At 35.3% G+C, this 18973-nt stretch carries 18 protein-coding genes; all 18 read left to right on the top strand.

The genetic code is table 11. The features are described from left to right. Positions 1 to 11: 11 nt before the first annotated feature. The gene (locus Q3907_RS03605; RefSeq protein ID WP_295561081.1) at positions 12 to 560 is read left to right on the top strand and encodes a hypothetical protein; all 549 of its coding nucleotides are present in this window, start codon (positions 12 to 14) and stop codon (positions 558 to 560) included. Between the two features lie 7 nt (positions 561 to 567). Then, entirely contained in the window at positions 568 to 1752 is a 1185-nt protein-coding gene (tilS, locus tag Q3907_RS03600) for a tRNA lysidine(34) synthetase TilS (RefSeq protein WP_301897275.1), read from the top strand. Between the two features lie 45 nt (positions 1753 to 1797). Continuing rightward, positions 1798 to 2340, top strand: coding sequence for a hypoxanthine phosphoribosyltransferase (gene hpt, locus Q3907_RS03595; protein ID WP_295643103.1), 543 nt, complete (start codon positions 1798 to 1800; stop codon positions 2338 to 2340). A gap of 10 nt (positions 2341 to 2350) precedes the next feature. After that, positions 2351 to 4306, top strand: a complete 1956-nt coding sequence (ftsH, locus tag Q3907_RS03590; RefSeq protein WP_301897274.1) for an ATP-dependent zinc metalloprotease FtsH — start codon at positions 2351 to 2353, stop codon at positions 4304 to 4306. Positions 4307 to 4407: 101 nt separating this feature from the next. Then, on the top strand, positions 4408 to 5292 hold the full coding sequence (hslO, locus tag Q3907_RS03585; protein WP_301897273.1) for an Hsp33 family molecular chaperone HslO: 885 nt from the start codon (positions 4408 to 4410) through the stop codon (positions 5290 to 5292). Next, on the top strand, positions 5285 to 6250 hold the full coding sequence (gene dusB, locus Q3907_RS03580; RefSeq protein ID WP_295643111.1) for a tRNA dihydrouridine synthase DusB: 966 nt from the start codon (positions 5285 to 5287) through the stop codon (positions 6248 to 6250). Before hslO ends, dusB begins: the two co-directional genes overlap by 8 nt. Before the next feature lie 102 nt (positions 6251 to 6352). Further along, positions 6353 to 8179, top strand: coding sequence for a 1,4-alpha-glucan branching protein GlgB (gene glgB, locus Q3907_RS03575; RefSeq protein ID WP_301897272.1), 1827 nt, complete (start codon positions 6353 to 6355; stop codon positions 8177 to 8179). Positions 8180 to 8256: 77 nt separating this feature from the next. Further along, complete coding sequence (locus tag Q3907_RS03570) at positions 8257 to 8628, top strand: hypothetical protein (RefSeq protein ID WP_301897271.1); 372 nt, start codon at positions 8257 to 8259, stop codon at positions 8626 to 8628. Positions 8629 to 8677: 49 nt separating this feature from the next. Next, the gene (locus tag Q3907_RS03565) at positions 8678 to 9526 is read left to right on the top strand and encodes a transketolase (RefSeq protein WP_301897269.1); all 849 of its coding nucleotides are present in this window, start codon (positions 8678 to 8680) and stop codon (positions 9524 to 9526) included. After that, positions 9526 to 10440 (top strand): transketolase family protein, encoded by a 915-nt coding sequence (locus tag Q3907_RS03560; protein WP_295560480.1) that lies wholly within the window; start codon positions 9526 to 9528, stop codon positions 10438 to 10440. Before Q3907_RS03565 ends, Q3907_RS03560 begins: the two co-directional genes overlap by 1 nt. Before the next feature lies 1 nt (position 10441). Then, entirely contained in the window at positions 10442 to 11035 is a 594-nt protein-coding gene (locus Q3907_RS03555; RefSeq protein ID WP_301897268.1) for a class I SAM-dependent methyltransferase, read from the top strand. A gap of 495 nt (positions 11036 to 11530) precedes the next feature. Further along, entirely contained in the window at positions 11531 to 13621 is a 2091-nt protein-coding gene (locus tag Q3907_RS03550; RefSeq protein ID WP_301897267.1) for a PTS transporter subunit IIABC, read from the top strand. A 5-nt stretch (positions 13622 to 13626) separates the two neighbouring features. Further along, the gene (locus Q3907_RS03545; RefSeq protein WP_301897266.1) at positions 13627 to 14460 is read left to right on the top strand and encodes a PRD domain-containing protein; all 834 of its coding nucleotides are present in this window, start codon (positions 13627 to 13629) and stop codon (positions 14458 to 14460) included. A 200-nt stretch (positions 14461 to 14660) separates the two neighbouring features. After that, complete coding sequence (locus Q3907_RS03540; RefSeq protein WP_301897265.1) at positions 14661 to 15641, top strand: PTS sugar transporter subunit IIB; 981 nt, start codon at positions 14661 to 14663, stop codon at positions 15639 to 15641. 18 nt (positions 15642 to 15659) lie between these two features. Beyond that, complete coding sequence (locus tag Q3907_RS03535) at positions 15660 to 16478, top strand: PTS mannose/fructose/sorbose transporter subunit IIC (RefSeq protein ID WP_301897264.1); 819 nt, start codon at positions 15660 to 15662, stop codon at positions 16476 to 16478. A gap of 23 nt (positions 16479 to 16501) precedes the next feature. Further along, the gene (locus tag Q3907_RS03530) at positions 16502 to 17419 is read left to right on the top strand and encodes a PTS system mannose/fructose/sorbose family transporter subunit IID (protein WP_281739990.1); all 918 of its coding nucleotides are present in this window, start codon (positions 16502 to 16504) and stop codon (positions 17417 to 17419) included. A gap of 18 nt (positions 17420 to 17437) precedes the next feature. After that, positions 17438 to 17824 carry a DUF956 family protein gene (locus Q3907_RS03525; protein WP_003866160.1) on the top strand — a complete coding sequence of 129 codons (387 nt, stop codon included), beginning with the start codon at positions 17438 to 17440 and terminating at the stop codon, positions 17822 to 17824. A gap of 94 nt (positions 17825 to 17918) precedes the next feature. Beyond that, complete coding sequence (locus tag Q3907_RS03520) at positions 17919 to 18905, top strand: PTS sugar transporter subunit IIB (protein ID WP_301897259.1); 987 nt, start codon at positions 17919 to 17921, stop codon at positions 18903 to 18905. Positions 18906 to 18973: the final 68 nt, after the last annotated feature.

Here is an 18973-nt window from a genome sequence, read left to right as displayed (position 1 = left end):
AAATGAGACTTATGGAACCGAATGAATGGCAAAAAAAGAAAAATAATAAAACAACAGAATACACACAAAAAATCACATCGCAGGCTAGAGTTGCTGAAGAAAAACTTTTATCAGGTTTAAATGAAAATGAAGTGTATGATTACATGCTTTCGAAATTAAACTTCTGTCAAAGAAAACAGATGTATTCAAGTTTAGAAGCCAAGGTATATATTAAGGTAGGTGACATATGCTTTACAGATTTTGGCTTAGCTTATTTAAGTGAGGTAGGTTATCAACATTTTGGTTTGGTTTTGGCGATGAAACATGGGAAAATTTTTGTGGTACCCATGAGTGGAAATAGTAGTGCGTACCATAAAGCATATGATCCTGTATCACATACAGGAAAACGTCATTTGATGCGTTTACCAGAGATTGAGGGGTTGAATAAATCGAGTGTATTATTCTTAAATGATGCAAAATGGATCAATTCAGCAAGAGTTATTGATGTAAAGGCTCATATTGCTCCGGATTCTTATTTGTTTGAGAAAATTAAGAAGTGTGTTTTACAAATGATGTTATAATAGTCGTATGTCAAAATGTGTAGTAGCCTGTTCAGGTGGACCTGACAGTATGGCTTTATTAGATCAATTGAATAAGCAAGGCAAAGACATTGTTGTTGCGCATGTAAATTATAAACATCGAGATACGGCTGACAGGGATGAAAATATCGTAAAAGAATATTGTAGAAAGTATGATATTCCTGTTCGGGTTTGTTATCCGGTACATGAGAAAGGAAATTTTCAGGCATGGGCAAGAGATGTTCGTTATGCTTTTTTTGAAAAAGTAGCAGATGAGTTCGATACAAAAATATTATATGTTGCTCATCAAATGGATGATGTGATTGAAACATATTTATTTCAGAAGAAAAGAAATATGGTTTGTGACTGGTACGGATTAAAAGAAGAAAGTATAAGACATGGATATCAAATCATTCGTCCTCTACTTAGTTTTACAAAGAATGAATTGCAACAGTATTGTAATGAGAATGGTGTGTCTTTTGGTATTGATGAATCTAATTTGACGAATCATTATACGCGTAATGTGATTCGCCATACACAAATCGAGAAGATGAGTCGCAAAGAAAAGGAAGCGTGGATCTTAAAGATTCAAAATGAGAATGAACTATGGCAAATCAAAAGAGAGGGTATAGAAGATTTTTATAAAGGTTGGAATAACGATGTAGATGCCTTACTAAATCAAAAAGATGCGTGGCTATATCTAGATACTTTTTTATTCCAAACGTTGCAGCATCATTTCTCAAAAAAATATATGGAAGAATTATGTGTTCAATTAAGAAGAGATGTGTTAATTGAAATAGAGAACTGGTTATTGGAAAGACATGGGGGTAAGTTGTATTTTATGCCTAGTCCTAAAGATGTGTATTATAAATTGGATGAATTAGAAGTTAAAGATTATCCGGATTTTATAATTAAAAACGAGGGGAAAACAATTGAAATGTTTAGTGTAGATGCATCTGACTTTCCTTTAGTGATACGTCGTGTTAGAGTTAACGATACAATTCAAATGCGGTTTGGAAATAAGAATGTACATCGATTTTTTGTGGATCGAAAAATCAGTAAGATACATCGAAAATATTGGCTTGTAGTGGAAAATAAAGTGGGAAATGTAATTTTTGTGCCAGGACTTGGATGTGATGTAAAACATTATTCACAAAATCAACAGTTCTACTTTAAAATAAATGGTCTAGATTAAATGTTTATGTTACAATGTGTAAGTACTTTAAGGAGAAAACACCATATGATAGCTCAAGATATTGAAAAAGTTTTATTAAGTGAAGAAGAAATTGAAAATCGTTGTGTAGAACTAGCACATCAGATAGAAAAAGATTATAAAGAATCTGGAGAAACTCCAATTATAGTTGGATTATTAAAGGGAAGTGTTCCTTTTATGGCTGAATTGATCAAGCGTTTTGAATTTCCATGTGAAATTGATTTTATGTCAGTTAGTTCATACGATGGAACAGAATCTATTGGAGATGTTCGTATTTTAAAGGATATGGACTTATCTTGTAAAAACCGTTCTATTTTGGTTGTAGAAGATATTATTGATACGGGTAGAACTTTAGTTGAAGTTAAGAAAATGTTTAAAAATAAAGGGTGTCTTGATGTTCGTTGTGTAACATTATTAGACAAACCAAGTCGTCGTGTTTGTGAAATCGAAGCGGATTATGTTGGTTTTGAAGTACCAAATGAATTTGTGGTTGGATACGGATTGGATTACAATCAAAAGTATCGTAACTTACCATTTATTGGTGTTTTAAAGCCGGAAATTTATCAGTAGGAGGAAGATTATGAAGAAGTGGTTAAATTATTTACCAACCATCTTCATTTTATCAATTGTATTATCATTAGTTTTTTATAGTTCACAGGGCAGTACTGTACAAATGAATTATACACAATTTGAGAAAATTGTAGATGAAGTTGATTTTAAAAAGAGTTCCATGACAATTAGTTCCACTGTAATCCATTTGGAAGGAACTTATGAGCAGAATTCAAAGACAGTTGGATACAAGGTTATTGTTCCAAGAACAGAAAAGAATATTGAAAAATTAGAAAAGTCTTTGCAGAGAAATGGTGGAAAATTAACTGTAGAAGATCCTAATCAAGGTAGTGTATGGATTTCGATTCTATCTCAAATTATTCCATTCTTAATTATTGCGGTATTCTTCTATTTCATGTTCGCAAAAATGGGTGGTGGAGGCAACAATAAAGCCTTCGAATTTGCGAAATCAAAAGCTCGTGTTGAATCAAATGTAAAAGTTCGTTTTAAAGATGTTGCAGGTTGTGAAGAAGAAAAAGAAGAAGTAAAAGAAATTATTGATTATTTGCGTTCACCAAAGAAATTTACGGATATGGGAGCACACATTCCTAAGGGAATCTTGATGGTTGGGCCTCCAGGAACTGGTAAAACTTTACTTGCCAAAGCCGTAGCTGGAGAAGCCAATGTTCCTTTCTTCTCAATTTCTGGTTCTGACTTTGTTGAAATGTTTGTCGGAACAGGTGCAAGTCGTGTACGTGATATGTTTAAAACTGCACAAAAGAGCGCACCATGTATTATTTTTATTGATGAAATTGATGCCGTAGGACGTCAGCGTGGAGCTGGTATGGGCGGTGGAAACGATGAGCGTGAACAGACATTGAACCAATTGTTGGTTGAAATGGATGGTATGACAGACAATGCTGGAATTGTAGTGGTTGCAGCTACAAACCGTCCAGATGTTTTAGACCCTGCATTACTTCGTAGTGGTCGTTTCGATCGTCGCGTTACTGTTAGTTTACCGGATATTAAGGGCCGTGAAGCTATTTTACATGTACATGCTCGTAATAAAAAATTGGCGAGTGATGTTTCACTAGCAAATTTGGCAAAACGTACCCCTGGATTCTCTGGAGCTGATTTGGCAAATGTATTGAATGAAGGTGCTATTTTAGCGGTTCGTAAAAATGAAGCTAAGGTCACTATGACAGATTTAGATGAAGCTATTGACCGTGTTATGATGGGACCTGCGAAAAAGAGTAAGAAATATACAGAAAAGGATAAAATTCTTGTGGCTTATCATGAGGCAGGGCATGCCGTTATTGGTTTGAAGCTTGAAGATGCTGATATGGTTCAAAAAGTTACTATTATTCCTCGTGGAGATGCAGGTGGATATAACTTGATGACACCTCGTGAAGAGAAGTATTTCCATAGAAAATCTGAATTTATTGCGCAGATCACAGGTTTACTTGGTGGTCGTACGGCTGAAGAAATCCAATTTGGAGAAATCAGTGCAGGTGCTGTAAATGATATTGAAAAATTGACTGAAATTGCCAAGAATATGGTTCGTGTATATGGTATGTCTAGTTTAGGGCCTATCCAATATGCAGATCCTCAAGGAAATGTCTTCTTAGGAAGAGATTATACAAAGGGTAGTGATTATTCTGCAGGTGTAGCGGCTGAAATTGATAAAGAAGTTCGCGCAATTGTGGATGAGTGTCATGAAAATTGTCGTAAGATTTTAACAGAAAACAAAGATTTGTTGGATTTGATTGCGAATAATTTATATGAACATGAAACATTAACAAATGAAGAAATCACTAATTTAATGAATTATGGACAATTAACAGATCCTAATGTCGAAACAAATGAAGAAGAGGAAAAAGCAGAACAAGAAGTAGTTCAAGTTCCAGAGATTCCAGAAACTCCAACTGGCGTTGATCAAAAGGATTTGGATGATGCGTTCAATGAATTAACTAAGAAAAAAGATTAATTGCATACTTAAGCCATCGATTGATGGCTTTTAGTTTGGCTTGAAATGGATACAAGAATTCAGTAGAATGGTGCTAGTGAATTTTATATGCGGAGGATATTATGAAAGATCAGCTATTAAAAGCTCTTGTTTTAAATGAGCATGTTCGTTTATATATTGTGCGTACGACTGACTTAGTACAGGAAGCGCAAGATCGTTTTGATTTACATCCATGTGCTTGTGCAGCTTTAGGAAGAACATTGTCTGTAGCAAGTATGATGGGTGCTATGTTGAAATCAGAAGAAGAAATGTTATCAATCACAATTAATGGGCATGGTCCAATTGGTTCAATTGTGGTAGATGCGTATGCGAATGGAAATGTTCGTGGTTTTGTTTCAAATCCACATGTAGAGGATGTTTTGATTCGTCCGGGTAAACTAAATGTTGGCACCGTCGTAGGTACAGATGGAACTTTAACAGTTACAAAAGATTTAAGCATGGAAGAAAACTTTTCTGGTTCTGTAGAACTTCAAAGTGGTGAAATTGGGGATGATTTTGCCTATTACTTTACTTTGTCTGAACAAACACCAACAGCGGTATCATGTGGAGTTTTAATTGGAACAGATGGTCGTGTTGCCAGTGCTGGAGCTATGATTCTACAAATGCTTCCGGATGCAACGGAAACTGATATTTCGATTTGCGAGCATGTACTTGAAGGATTAAAACCAATGAGTACTTTAATTCAGGAATATGATGATTCAAGTTTAGAAGATTTGGCAAATGACATGTTTGAAGATGCCAAGATTTTAACGACACAACCAGTGGCTTATGATTGTCCATGTTCAAAAGTACGTATGGCTAGAGCTTTGGGAACAATAAAAAAATCAGATGTGTTAGATATGGCGGATAAAGAACATGGTTGTGATATCACATGTAATTTCTGTAATGAATCGTATCATTTTACAGAAGAAGAATTAAGAGCGATTGCGAGTAAGATGCATGATTAAGATTGGAAATGTAGAAATCGATAATCCTGTAGTCATTGCGCCAATGGCAGGTATTAGTAATATCGCATTTCGTAGAATTGCGAAACGTTTTGGTGCTGGTTTAGTTTGTAACGAAATGGTAAGTGACAAGGCATTGTACTATGATTCTTTAAAGACAAAACAGATGTGTGCAATCGATGAAAATGAGCATCCAGTATCTTTTCAGTTGTTTGGACATGATATTGATACAGTTGTATATGCCGCTAAATATTTAGATACACAAACAAATTGTGATATTATTGACTTTAATATGGGGTGTCCTGTAAATAAGGTGATTAAAGCACAGGCTGGAAGTTTCTTGATGAAAGATATTGATTATGCCAAAGAATTGGTGTCAAATATAGTCCAAAATGTAAATAAACCAGTGACAGTTAAGATGCGTTTAGGTTTTGATACATATCATATCAATTGTGTTGAAATGGCAAAGGCTATGGAGAGTGTAGGCGTTAGTGCTGTAGCTGTACATGGACGTACACGTAATCAGATGTATGAAGGAAAAGCAGACTGGTCTTATATTAAACAAGTGAAGGACGCTGTGTCGATTCCTGTTATCGGAAATGGGGATGTTCGTAGTGTAGAAGATTTTCATCGTATGATGAATGAAACAGGGTGTGATGCCGTTATGCTAGGTCGTGGGATTGTTGGAAATCCATTTTTGATTCAAGAATGCGTGGATTCGATTACAGGTCAGAAACATGAATTTTCAATGGAAGATCGCATTGAGATTTGTATGGATCATGCCAGAGGCTTAGCGGATACAAAAGGTGAAAAGGTAGCTATTCGTGAAATGCGAGGTTTGGCTAGCTGGTATTTAAAGGGGCTTCCAAGTTCAAGAATCTTTAAGAATGAGATGTCACAAATGAATACATTGGAAGATTTAGAGAATATATTACATCAATTCATGGAGGTGCAACGATAGTTGCATCTTTTTGCATATTGGTAAGCGTTTTCAAAATCTAAAAAATCTGCTTTAAGTTTCTTCCATTCCGGTATAAAATATATGTACGGAGGTTATATCATTATGGATCAAAGAAAGACAAAAGCCTTTTTTGAAGGGCGTGATATACATGCATATAATATTTTTGGTGCACATTTAGAAGGGGATGGCGTTCGCTTTCGAGTATATGCTCCAAACGCAAAAAATATATCAGTAATTGGGACGTTCAATAATTGGGACGACCAAGCTAGTAAAATGAAAAAAGATAAACGTGGTATTTGGGAATGTTTTGTGCAAGGTGCAAAGAATCAGGATTCTTATAAATATCGTGTATGGCAGGCAAATGGTGAATTGGTAGATAAAATGGATCCATATGCTTTTTATAGTGAATTAAGACCGAATACGGCAAGTATTATATCGGATTTAAGTTATGATGGATGGACCGACAAAGAATGGTTAAATCAAAGAAATAAGGGTTTTGATTCACCTGTGAATATTTATGAAATGCATGTTGGTTCATGGAAAAAAGAGGATGAGAACGAAGAATTTGTACAATATCATGAAATTGAAAAGGATCTAATTGAACACTGTAAGAAACATCACTTTACACATGTAGAAGTTATGCCATTATGTGAATATCCATTTGATGGTTCTTGGGGATATCAATGTACGGGTTATTTTTCAAGTACATCTCGTTATGGAACAAATCATGAATTGATGCACTTTGTGAATGCACTTCATGAAGCGGGTATCGGTGTTATTATGGATTTTGTGCCTGTGCACTTCGTGAAGGATAATTATGCATTAGGAATGTTTGATGGCACTCCTTTATATGAATATTCAAAACCAGAAGATGCCAACAGTGAATGGGGAACAGCTAACTTTGACTTATGGAAAGAAGAAGTTCGTTCATTCTTAATGTCTGCAGCTAATTTCTGGATAGACGTTTATCATGTGGATGGATTGAGAATGGATGCCATTAGTAATGCGATTTTCTGGCATGGAAATAAAAATAACGGAGTAAATGAAGGTGCATGTGATTTCATGAAGCGTATGAATTACTTGTTGAATGAAGAATATCAAGGAAAAATCATGTTGATTGCAGAAGACTCTAGTGATTTCCCTAATGTCACTAAACCTAGTTATGCAGGTGGCTTAGGATTTGACTATAAGTGGGATCTTGGTTGGATGAACGATACATTGTCTTATTTGAAAAGAGATCCGATTTATCGCAAGTGGCATCACCACGATATTACATTTTCAATGGCTTATTTCTATTCTGAAAGATTCATCTTGCCATTTAGTCATGATGAAGTTGTACATGGTAAGGCAACAATTGTAGATAAGATGTGGGGAAGTTATGAAGATAAGTTTGCCCAGGCAAGAGCTTTATATGTATATATGTTTGCGCACCCTGGTAAAAAATTGAATTTCATGGGGAATGAAATTGGACAATTGCGTGAATGGGACGAACAAAAGAGTTGTGACTGGTTCTTGTTGGATTATCCAATGCATGATGCGTTTAAACATCTATGTGAAGATTTAGGTAAGATCTACACAGAAAATGATGCATTCTTCAATCAGGATTATGATCCGAGTCGTTTCTGTTGGATTGATGCAGATAATGTAGGACAAAATACGTTCTCATTTATTCGTAGAGGTTCAAAGAAAGATTTCGTTATTATTATGAATTTCTCAACAAATCCATATGATCACCAACAGTTTGGTGTTCCTTGCAAAGGTAAATATAAAGAAATTTTGAATACAGAGTGGGATAAATACAACGGAAACTTAAAAGGTCATGCACCTCAAGAGATGCAGGCAATGCGTCTTACAAGACATAATCAGCCATATATGATCGAAGTAAATGTTCCTAGTTTTGGTGCCATGATTTATGAAGTTGAAAAGTGAGATTGATTTCTCACTTTTTTTTGGTGAAACTTCTTTTTTTTACGTATAAGAGAGTGTAGAAAAAAGGAGAACAAAAAATGGAAAAATTAGATGTAGAATTTGAATTGTTTCGTAAACGAGTGTATAACTTGGAAATTCGCAGTTTTTATTTACTTTTGATGAATCGAGGATGTGATATTGATACACTAAGGAAATTATTTTTGGATGTAGATGAAAAACTTTCCTTAAAATTGGATGGGATGTTTTATCATGCGCATTCAGATGTGATTCAAGAAGTGTTAGAAAGAGTAATCAAACAAGAGAAGGCAAATGCGAGAAGGGATTGTTTTAAAAAGTTATTTGGTAAAGGGTTAGACATTTTTGAAGTATTAGAATTGATTGGAATTTCTCAAAAAGACGTGGAATTGATCAATGATGCTGCTTATGTTTGGCAAGATATGCATTTGTGAAATAATTGACTTTTTGTAGGGGGTGTATTGTGGGAAAAAGTTTGTTATAATGTATGCGCAAAAAGGAGATAGCGTAAATATTATGGAAAACAAGGAACTTGCATTGCACGCAAAAAATATTCGTAGAAATATTGTGAAAGAAGTGTATAGTGCCCAAAGTGGACACCCGGGTGGAAGTTTAGGTGCAACTGACATTTTGACAGAGTTATACTTTGAAGAAATGGATATTAATGAGGAAAACTTAAATACATTAAATCGTGATCGTTTTGTATTGAGTAAGGGACATGCAAGTCCAGCTTTATATGCAGTACTTGCTGAAAAAGGATTCCTTCCAGAAGAGGAATTGACAACTTTTAGAGCTATCAATTCACGTTTACAAGGACATCCTAATATGAATTATGTAGAAGGCGTAGATATGTCTACAGGTTCTTTAGGACAAGGTATTTCTTGTGCTGTAGGTATGGCGTTGGCAAATAAATTGGATAAAAATAATCACCGTATTTATACTATACTTGGAGATGGTGAATGCCAAGAAGGACAAGTATGGGAAGCGACAATGTCAGCAGCTCACTATAAGTTAGATAACTTATGTATTATTGTTGACAACAACAACCTTCAAATTGATGGTCATGTAGATGAAGTTATGAGTGTTTATCCTTTGGATAAAAAATTCGAAGCTTTCAACTGTCACGTAATCAATGTAGATGGTCATGATTTTGATCAATTGCGTGCTGCACTAAAAGAGGCTCGCGAAACGAAAGGAATGCCAACTGTAATTGTTGCCAAAACAATTAAGGGTAAAGGTGTTTCATTTATGGAAGATCAACAAGGATGGCATGGAGTAGCACCAAATGAAGAACAATACCATGCTGCAATGAAAGAATTGGAGGCAGAATAATGGCAAAAGTAGCTACACGTGTCGCTTATGGTGATGCTTTAAAAGAATTAATGGTTGAAAACGAAAATGTCGTTGTATTAGATGCTGACTTAGCTGGTAGTACAAAGAGTGGAGAAGCTAAAAAAGTAGATCCTTCTCGTCACTTTGACATGGGAATTGCTGAAGGAAATATGATGAGTGTTGCGGCAGGTCTTGCAGCTAGTGGAAAAATTGCATATGCGTCAACTTTTGCAATGTTTGCGACTGGACGTGGATTTGAACAAATCCGTAACAGTATTGGCTATCCACACTTAAATGTAAAAGTATGTGCTTCTCACGCTGGTATTAGTGTTGGAGAAGATGGTGCAAGTCACCAATGTATTGAAGATATTAGCTTGATGCGTGGTATTCCAGGTATGAAAGTTATCGTTCCATGTGACTACAATGAAGCTAAACAAGCATGCAAGGCTGTAGCTGAAATTGATGGTCCTTGCTACGTTCGCTTAGGTCGTAGTGGCGTTGAAAGCGTAAATGGAGATGACTATAAATTTGAACTAGGAAAAGGTGTTGTCCTTCAAAAAGGTGAAAAAGTTGCTTTAGTAGCGACTGGATTAATGGTTCAAGAAGCATTAGAGGCTGCTAAGAAAATGGAAACAGCTCCAACTGTAGTAAATATTCATACAATTAAACCAATCGATAAAGAATTGATTGTTGAACTTGCAAAAACTCACGATAAAATCGTAACTTGCGAAGAACACTCAATTATCGGTGGCTTAGGAAGTGCTGTGGCAGAAGTATTGGCTGAAGCTGGAACAGCATGCAAGCTTGTTCGTGTCGGTGTTCAAGACGTATTTGGGGAAAGTGGAAAACCAGCTGCTTTATTCGCAAAATACAAGATTGATGCGGATGCAATTGTAGAAGCTGCTACAAAGTAGTATGGCACACTATTTCACAAATGATGTTGTAAAAGATGCACCAGAAGAAATAACGATACATTTTCGTGATTTCACATATAAGTTAAATTCCAATGCGGGAGTTTTCAGTAAAGATAAATTGGATGAAGGTACGCGTATTCTTTTAGAAACAGTACTCGACAACGAATCTGAACCGGAAAGCACATTAGATCTAGGTTGTGGAATTGGCCCAATCGCATTGATTTTAATGGAATATTGGAAGCATACCGAAATGACAATGATTGATGTGAATCAAAGAGCTTGTCAACTTGCTGATTCAAACATGAAAAAATATCGTCGTAAGGCAAAAATAGTATGTCAGTCTGGTATAAATGAAGGCCAGTATGCTTGCATTCTTTTAAATCCACCTATACGGACGGGAAAGGCTATGATTTATTCATTGTTTGATCAATGTATGGAACATTTAGCTACAGATGGTCATTTCTGGATCGTAATGCGCAAGCAGCATGGTGCTCAAAGTGCAATTCATTATTTACAAGAAAAAGGCTATGAAGTAGAAAAAATGGCTCGTGATAAAGGCTATTGGGTCATGAAAATATCAAAAGCAAGAAATTAATCTTGCTTTTCTTGTGCTTTTACAGATAATTCCTTAAATTCCTTTGGCGACTACCAAATTCTTTTTTAAAGGCACTTAAAACTTGTATAGTCTTTAAAACCATATAATATACAGATTTCTGTTAAATTTGTATGATAGGATATAGCGTCTTTGCATAAGTAAAGACGTTTTTCTTGTATATTAAGATTTTGGTTTGGAAATAGGGAAATGCAGTATGTGAAAAACTATCAAATTGTCATAATTTGTGGGTTATCCACAACGACAAAAAGGACGATCGTAATAGCCAACATTTTGTATTTGTCTTTAGTTGTTGAATTATTTTTTTACAATCATTTTATGATTACATTCAGGACAGTGCATCATATAGTTTTCTTCAGGTTCATTTGTAAATAATTCATCGATCAACCATCAAGGTATTTCTTCTTCATAACCTTTTCTTATGGACTTTTTGACAAATGTCATTTATCATCATAAATACAGTAGAGGTGTTAATAAATGAAACAACATCATGTATTTAGCTTTTTGCAAAGAATGGGAAAATCCTTTATGTTACCTATTGCAGTACTTCCTGTAGCAGGTATTTTTTTGGGTGTAGGAAGTTCTTTGACCAATGAAACAACAATCGCATCATTGCATTTAGAGTCTGCGTTAGGGAATGGGACTTTTTTATATAGTGTTTTAATTTTATTAAAACAAGTGGGCAAAATTTTATTTGATAATCTACCATTAATTTTTGCGGTTTCTATTGCCTTAGGAATGTCTAAGCGAAGAAAGGAAGTCGCGGCACTTGCAGCTATTATTGCTTTTTTTGTGATGCATGCCACAATTAATGCATTACTTTGTTTAGATGGAAGTATAGTGAATGGTGTAGTTTCAGGCCAGGCTTTAGATGGATCCATTACTTCGGTATGCGGTATGTTGTCACTTGAAATGGGTGTATTTGGCGGAATTGTCGTTGGACTTGGTGTTAGTTATTTGCATAATCGGTTTTATCAGATTCAACTACCAAATGTGATTTCTTTTTATGAAGGAGAACGCTTTGTTCCGATTGTTTGTGCTGTTACATATGTATTTGTAGGTGTGCTTATGTATTTTGTTTGGCCACCATTACAACATGGCGTTTATAATTTAGGCCGATTGATATCGGATTCTGGCTATTTTGGAACTTTTATTTATGGAGTTATTAAGCGTAGTTTAGTTCCTTTTGGCTTGCATCACGTTTGGTATATGCCATTTTATCAGAGTGCTTTAGGTGGTGTACAAATGGTGAATGGTTCAATGGTATCTGGAGCGCAAAATATTTTCTTTGCGCAATTATCCAATCCAAGTGTGACTCATTTTAGTGTGAGTGCAACTAAATTTTTCTCGGGAGAATTTATATTTATGATTTTTGGTTTGCCTGGAGCAGCCTTAGCCATGTGTCAGTGCGCAAATCCAGATGCTAAAAAAAAGACGGCGAGTTTATTGCTTTCGGCCGCTTTGACAAGTGCGTTAACGGGAATTACAGAACCGATTGAGTTTTCTTTCTTGTTTGTGGCGCCATTATTATATGTTGTTCATGTATTTTTAGCTGCCACATGTTTTGTGGTTGCACAAGCTTTAAAGGTTGCGATTGGCTTTACTTTTTCAGCCGGATTGCTAGATTTTACGTTGTTTGGAATATTACAAGGAAATGCGAAGACAAATTGGATCATTGTGGTTTTACTTGGTTTTGTATATTTCTTTGTGTATTATGGTGTATTTAAATTCTTGATTGTGAAATTCGATTTAAAAACTCCTGGACGCGACGAAAGTATTAAGGTGTTTGATAAGAAAAAATATGATTTTAGTTTTGATAAATCTTTGATTGATCCAAGAAGTCAAATGATTATTCAAGGCTTAGGAGGGCGAAGTAACTTTACCGATTTAGATTGTTGTATCACAAGATTAAGGGCTACAATTCACGATGATTCTTTAATTAATGAGGGATTATTAAAAAAATCAGGGGCTGCTGCTATTATGTGTCAGCCAAATGCGATTCAAATTATTTATGGTCCGCAAGCTTCAAATATAAAAACAAAACTGGATGAGTATATGTTGAATGTGCCAGAAAGTTATGATTTTGAGGAAAAAGAAGTTGTTTTAGAAACTAAAACACAATTTGAACTTGAATGTCCTGTAAATGGTGAGGTAATGCCTATAGAGGAAGCATCGGATTCTATGTTTGCCCATAAACTAATGGGTGATGGAATTATGATTCGTCCAAGTGATGGTGTGGTTGTTTCACCTTGTGATGGTATTATTTCAATGATTTATCCTACAAAACATGCGATTGGTATCACAATTGATGATAATACGCAGATTTTAATTCATTTTGGTACGGATTCGGCAAAACTTAATGGCAAGGGATTTGAATTGTTGGTAAAACCAAATCAGAAAGTTAATGCTGGAGATATTTTATGGAATGCAGATCTAAAGTATATCAAAGAAAATGCGTTGGATGAAAATATCATAGTTGTATTCACAAAAATAAAAGATGGTGCTGAGTTAGAAAAGAAATATGGAAAAATGCAATGTCATGATATGATGTTAAGGGTAAAGGGATAATGGATATGTATGAAATTTTAAAGGTTTTGAATCATAATACAATCTTGGTTTTAAAAGAAAATGAAGAAATAATTGTGATGTCTAAAGGAATTGGTTTTGGTAAAAAACAAGGGGAAAATGTGGATGTTCCTCGTAATGCGAAGCAATATAAGATGCAAAAGTCATATCAGGCGAAACAGAAGTCGAATAATATTTTTGATTACATTGATCCAATGTATATTGAAATTTCATCTGAAATTATTACTTTAACAAAAAAAAGATTTGGTAAAGTAGAACATGATATTTTATTATCTTTAGCGGATCATATTTATTTTGCGGTAAAAAGAATTAAAGAGAAGGATTTTCCATCAAATCCATTTAATATGGATATTCAACTTATGTTTCCGGATGAGTATTCAGTGGCATTAAAGGCAAAGGATATTATTGAAAAATATACGCATGAGGAAATAAATGCAGATGAAATTGCGTTTATCACCTTACATATTCACTCGGCTATATCGGTAAATAAAGTAGGGCAGTCTATGGAAGTTATGCGTGTGATTCGTGAATTCTTCAAAAAATTACAGGCTGATTTAAATATTCGTATTGATGCGAATTCATTGTCATATATTCGTTTAATGAATCATATTAAGTTTTTGTTGTTGAGACTAAATAATAATGAGGAATTACAAATGGACATTACGGAATTCACAAAAGAAAAGTTTCCATTCGCTTATGAACAGGCTCGTGTTTTATGTGAACAATTGAGTCATGTTTTGCATAAAGAATTGCCGGATTCGGAGTTAGGTTATTTAGCTTTGCACTTGGAGAGAATCTTATCGAGTACGATAACTTCTTGATTTTATTGTTGACAACGCTTTCAGATGGTGGTACATTTTTGGTGTAAAAAGTGAATATTCAATAGCGTGTAACTGGTTAGGCAGGCATTTACTATTTTGATTGAAGATATAATCTTTATTGGTTTATTGTATATCTTCAGTTTAAATGTATATGTCTGTCTTTTTTTGCGTATTGAATTTCAAAGAAAGGATGAAAATATATGGTAGGAATTATTCTTGCAAGTCATGGTGAATTTGCGAATGGTATCTTCCAGTCAGGAGCTATGATTTTTGGTGAACAAGCCAATGTAAAGCCTTGTACTTTGATGCCTAGTGAAGGACCTGAAGACATTCGAAAGAAGATGGAAGATGCGATCGCTTCTTTTGAAAATCAAGAAGAAGTATTATTCTTAGTTGACCTATGGGGAGGTACTCCATTCAATCAGGCAAGTGCCTTGTTAGATGGTCACGAAGACAAATGGGCAATTGTCACAGGATTGAATTTGCCTATGTTGATTGAAACGTATGCTTCTAGATTCTCTATGGAGAAAGCACATGAAATTGCAGCACACGTAATGCAGACTGCACAAGAGGGTGTACAGATCAATCCAAAAGAATTAGAACCAAAAGAAGAAAAGAAAGAAGAAGTAAGTGCAACGCCTCAAGGAGCAATTCCTGAAGGAACAGTTTTAGGAGATGGACATATCAAATATGGCTTAGCACGTATTGATACACGTTTGCTTCATGGTCAGGTAGCAACAGCTTGGACAAAGACAGTTGGGCCAAACCGTATCATTGTTGTTAGTGACAATGTAGCTCATGACGATTTAAGAAAGAGCATGATCGAACAGGCAGCTCCTCCAGGAGTAAAAGCAAATGTCGTTCCAGTTGATAAGATGATCCAAGTCGCGAAAGATCCTCGTTTTGGAGCCACAAAAGCGTTATTGTTGTTTGAAACACCACAAGATGCATTAAGAGCTATCAAAGGTGGAGTGGATATTAAAGAATTGAACTTAGGTTCAATGGCACACTCACAAGGAAAGGTTGTATGTACAAAGGCCGTTTCTATGGGAAGTGATGATGTAAAAACATTTGATGAATTATTAGCAATGGGAATTAAGATTGATGTTCGTAAGGTACCAACAGATTCACCTGAAAACTTCGATGAAATTCTTAAAAAAGCAAAAACAGAATTAAAGTAAATTTAGAGGGAGATTATTATGTCAGCGATTAGCATTATTTTAGTTATAATTGTTGCCTTCTTAGCCGGTATGGAAGGAATTCTTGACCAATTTGAATTCCACCAACCATTAGTAGCATGTACATTAATTGGTTTGGTTACTGGTCACTTAAAAGAAGGTGTTATGTTAGGTGGTTCTTTGCAGTTGATGGCTTTAGGTTGGGCAAACATTGGTGCAGCTGTTGCACCCGATGCTGCATTAGCTTCAGTTGCTTCTGCAATTATCATGGTTTTAGGTTTAAATGGTGGAACAACAGATACTACAGCAGCTATTTCTACAGCAATTGCCGTAGCTATTCCATTATCAGTAGCTGGTTTATTCTTAACTATGATTTGCCGTACAATTGCAATTCCAATTGTTCACTTCATGGATGCTGCTGCTGAAAAAGGTGATTTTGGAGCAATTGAACGTTGGCAAATTGTAGGTATTTGTTTACAAGGTGTTCGTATTGCGATTCCTGCTGCTGCATTATGTTTCGTACCTAGTTCAGTTGTAACTGGCGTATTAAATGCAATGCCAGCTTGGTTATCTGGTGGTATGACAGTTGGTGGAGGAATGGTTGCTGCCGTTGGTTATGCAATGGTTATCAACATGATGGCTACAAAAGAAACTTGGCCATTCTTCGCTTTAGGTTTCGTATTTGCTTGTGTAAATGAATTTACACTAATTGCTTTAGGTGTAATTGGTGTTGTTATCGCAATCGTTTATTTAGGTTTGAAAGATGCTGCTAAAAATAGTGGTGGAGGATCAAATACTGGTTCTGGTGATCCATTAGGCGACATCTTGAATGATTACTAGGATTTTGAAGGAGGTAAATGAAAATGGCTGAAAAAATTACATTAACTAAACAAGATCGTAAAAAAGTTTGGTGGCGTCATCAATTCCTTCAGGGTTCTTGGAACTATGAACGTATGCAAAATGGTGGATGGTGCTATTCAATTATTCCTGCAATCAAAAAATTATATTCTAACAAGGAAGATCAAATTGCTGCTTTAAAACGTCACATGGAGTTCTATAACACTCACCCTTATGTGTCAAGTCCAGTAATGGGTGTTACACTTGCTTTGGAAGAAGAAAAAGCAAACGGTGAAAATGTAGATGATACTGCAATCCAAGGTGTTAAAGTTGGTATGATGGGTCCTTTAGCTGGTGTTGGTGACCCAGTATTCTGGTTTACAATGCGTCCAATTTTAGGTGCTTTAGGAGCTTCTTTAGCATTAAGTGGAAACCTTTTAGGACCTATCTTATTCTTCGTATTATGGAACGTAATTCGTTTAGCATTCATGTGGTATACACAAGAATTTGGTTACAATGTAGGTACTAAAATTGCTAAAGATATGTCAGGTGGACTTCTAGGTAAAATTACTCAAGGAGCAAGTATTCTAGGTATGTTTATCATTGGTGCATTGGTTCAACGTTGGGTAAGTATTTCATTTACTCCAGTTGTATCAAGTGTTGCTCAATCTGAAGGTGCATACATTGATTGGTCACAAATTAAAGGAAATGCTGACGGAATTAAGAGTGCATTAGAACAATATTCTTCATTAGGAGCTACTGGTTTAAATCAAATCAAAGTTACAACTTTACAACAAAACTTAGATTCATTGATTCCTGGTCTTGCTGCTTTATTATTAACTTTATTATGCTGTAAATTATTGAAGAAGAAAGTTTCTCCAATCACAATTATCATCGCATTATTCGTAGTTGGTATTATTGGTCGTGTAATCGGAATTATGTAATAGCTTAAGGAGGTACATATGGCACAATCATTAAATTCAAAAGTTGATTTAACAATCAAGGCAACATCTTTTGCGGGATTGAGTTCCAATGGAAATGTCATGGTTGGAAATAAAGCATTTGAATTCTACAATGAAAGAAATGTTGAAGATTGTATTCAAATTCCATGGGATACAATTGATCGAGTAGAAGCGAGTGTCTTATTTAACAAAAGTATTTCTCGATTTGTGATTTTCATAAATGAGAAAACATACTTTACTTTCTCTACAAAAGACAACAAAAAAACACTTCGTGCTATAAGAGAATATGTACCTGCAGATCGAATGCTAAGATCACTAAGTTTTTGGGATGTGTTTAAACGAGGTTTAATGTATATTCCAAATAAATTATTACATTCAAATAACTAAGAATATTAGCCCAATCAGTATTATGCTGATTGGGTTTTCTTTCTTTAAAATTGGTGTACACTAATTTTAAAGAATACAGGAGAAAAGATAATATATGGTAGGAATAATTATTGCGAGTCATGGTGAATTTGCGAATGGTATCTTCCAGTCAGGAGCTATGATTTTTGGTGAACAAGCCAATGTAAAGCCTTGTACTTTGATGCCTAGTGAAGGACCTGAAGACATTCGAAAGAAGATGGAAGATGCGATCGCTTCTTTTGAAAATCAAGAAGAAGTATTATTCTTAGTTGACCTATGGGGAGGTACTCCATTCAATCAGGCAAGTGCCTTGTTAGATGGTCACGAAGACAAATGGGCAATTGTCACAGGATTGAATTTGCCTATGTTGATTGAAACGTATGCTTCTAGATTCTCTATGGAGAAAGCACATGAAATTGCAGCACACGTAATGCAGACTGCACAAGAGGGTGTACAGATCAATCCAAAAGAATTAGAACCAAAAGAAGAAAAGAAAGAAGAAGTAAGTGCAACGCCTCAAGGAGCAATTCCTGAAGGAACAGTTTTAGGAGATGGACATATCAAATATGGCTTAGCACGTATTGATACACGTTTGCTTCATGGTCAGGTAGCAACAGCTTGGACAAAGACAGTTGGGCCAAACCGTATCATTGTTGTTAGTGACAATGTAGCTCATGACGATTTAAGAAAGAGCATGATCGAACAGGCAGCTCCTCCAGGAGTAAAAGCAAATGTCGTTCCAGTTGATAAGATGATCCAAGTCGCGAAAGATCCTCGTTTTGGAGCCACAAAAGCGTTATTGTTGTTTGAAACACCACAAGATGCATTAAGAGCTATCAAAGGTGGAGTGGATATTAAAGAATTGAACTTAGGTTCAATGGCACACTCACAAGGAAAGGTTGTATGTACAAAGGCCGTTTCTATGGGAAGTGATGATGTAAAAACATTTGATGAATTATTAGCAATGGGAATTAAGATTGATGTTCGTAAGGTACCAACAGATTCACCTGAAAACTTCGATGAAATTCTTAAAAAAGCAAAAACAGAATTAAAGATGGTTTAGGCCATCTTTTAAAATATTGAAAAGTCATAAAAATAGCGGTTAAAGTATATTGAAAAGTCATTATAATG

The sequence above is a fragment of the uncultured Holdemanella sp. genome (assembly GCF_958348295.1).
Taxonomy (GTDB): Bacteria; Bacillota_I; Bacilli_A; order Erysipelotrichales; family Erysipelotrichaceae; genus Holdemanella.
This window is presented reverse-complemented; position numbering and strand designations above follow the sequence as displayed.

What these genes read in the sequence shown, in the direction of transcription:
- Q3907_RS03555 (WP_301897268.1), top strand. Translation starts at nt 10,442, where the DNA reads ATGGCACACTATTTCACAAATGATGTTGTAAAAGATGCACCAGAAGAA.
- Q3907_RS03520 (WP_301897259.1), top strand. Translation starts at nt 17,919, where the DNA reads ATGGTAGGAATAATTATTGCGAGTCATGGTGAATTTGCGAATGGTATC.
- Q3907_RS03560 (WP_295560480.1), top strand. Translation starts at nt 9,526, where the DNA reads ATGGCAAAAGTAGCTACACGTGTCGCTTATGGTGATGCTTTAAAAGAA.
- Q3907_RS03570 (WP_301897271.1), top strand. Translation starts at nt 8,257, where the DNA reads ATGGAAAAATTAGATGTAGAATTTGAATTGTTTCGTAAACGAGTGTAT.
- Q3907_RS03535 (WP_301897264.1), top strand. Translation starts at nt 15,660, where the DNA reads ATGTCAGCGATTAGCATTATTTTAGTTATAATTGTTGCCTTCTTAGCC.
- Q3907_RS03605 (WP_295561081.1), top strand. Translation starts at nt 12, where the DNA reads ATGGAACCGAATGAATGGCAAAAAAAGAAAAATAATAAAACAACAGAA.
- Q3907_RS03550 (WP_301897267.1), top strand. Translation starts at nt 11,531, where the DNA reads ATGAAACAACATCATGTATTTAGCTTTTTGCAAAGAATGGGAAAATCC.
- Q3907_RS03530 (WP_281739990.1), top strand. Translation starts at nt 16,502, where the DNA reads ATGGCTGAAAAAATTACATTAACTAAACAAGATCGTAAAAAAGTTTGG.
- Q3907_RS03545 (WP_301897266.1), top strand. Translation starts at nt 13,627, where the DNA reads ATGTATGAAATTTTAAAGGTTTTGAATCATAATACAATCTTGGTTTTA.
- glgB (WP_301897272.1), top strand. Translation starts at nt 6,353, where the DNA reads ATGGATCAAAGAAAGACAAAAGCCTTTTTTGAAGGGCGTGATATACAT.
- Q3907_RS03540 (WP_301897265.1), top strand. Translation starts at nt 14,661, where the DNA reads ATGGTAGGAATTATTCTTGCAAGTCATGGTGAATTTGCGAATGGTATC.
- Q3907_RS03525 (WP_003866160.1), top strand. Translation starts at nt 17,438, where the DNA reads ATGGCACAATCATTAAATTCAAAAGTTGATTTAACAATCAAGGCAACA.
- ftsH (WP_301897274.1), top strand. Translation starts at nt 2,351, where the DNA reads ATGAAGAAGTGGTTAAATTATTTACCAACCATCTTCATTTTATCAATT.
- Q3907_RS03565 (WP_301897269.1), top strand. Translation starts at nt 8,678, where the DNA reads ATGTATGCGCAAAAAGGAGATAGCGTAAATATTATGGAAAACAAGGAA.
- hslO (WP_301897273.1), top strand. Translation starts at nt 4,408, where the DNA reads ATGAAAGATCAGCTATTAAAAGCTCTTGTTTTAAATGAGCATGTTCGT.
- tilS (WP_301897275.1), top strand. Translation starts at nt 568, where the DNA reads ATGTCAAAATGTGTAGTAGCCTGTTCAGGTGGACCTGACAGTATGGCT.
- dusB (WP_295643111.1), top strand. Translation starts at nt 5,285, where the DNA reads ATGATTAAGATTGGAAATGTAGAAATCGATAATCCTGTAGTCATTGCG.
- hpt (WP_295643103.1), top strand. Translation starts at nt 1,798, where the DNA reads ATGATAGCTCAAGATATTGAAAAAGTTTTATTAAGTGAAGAAGAAATT.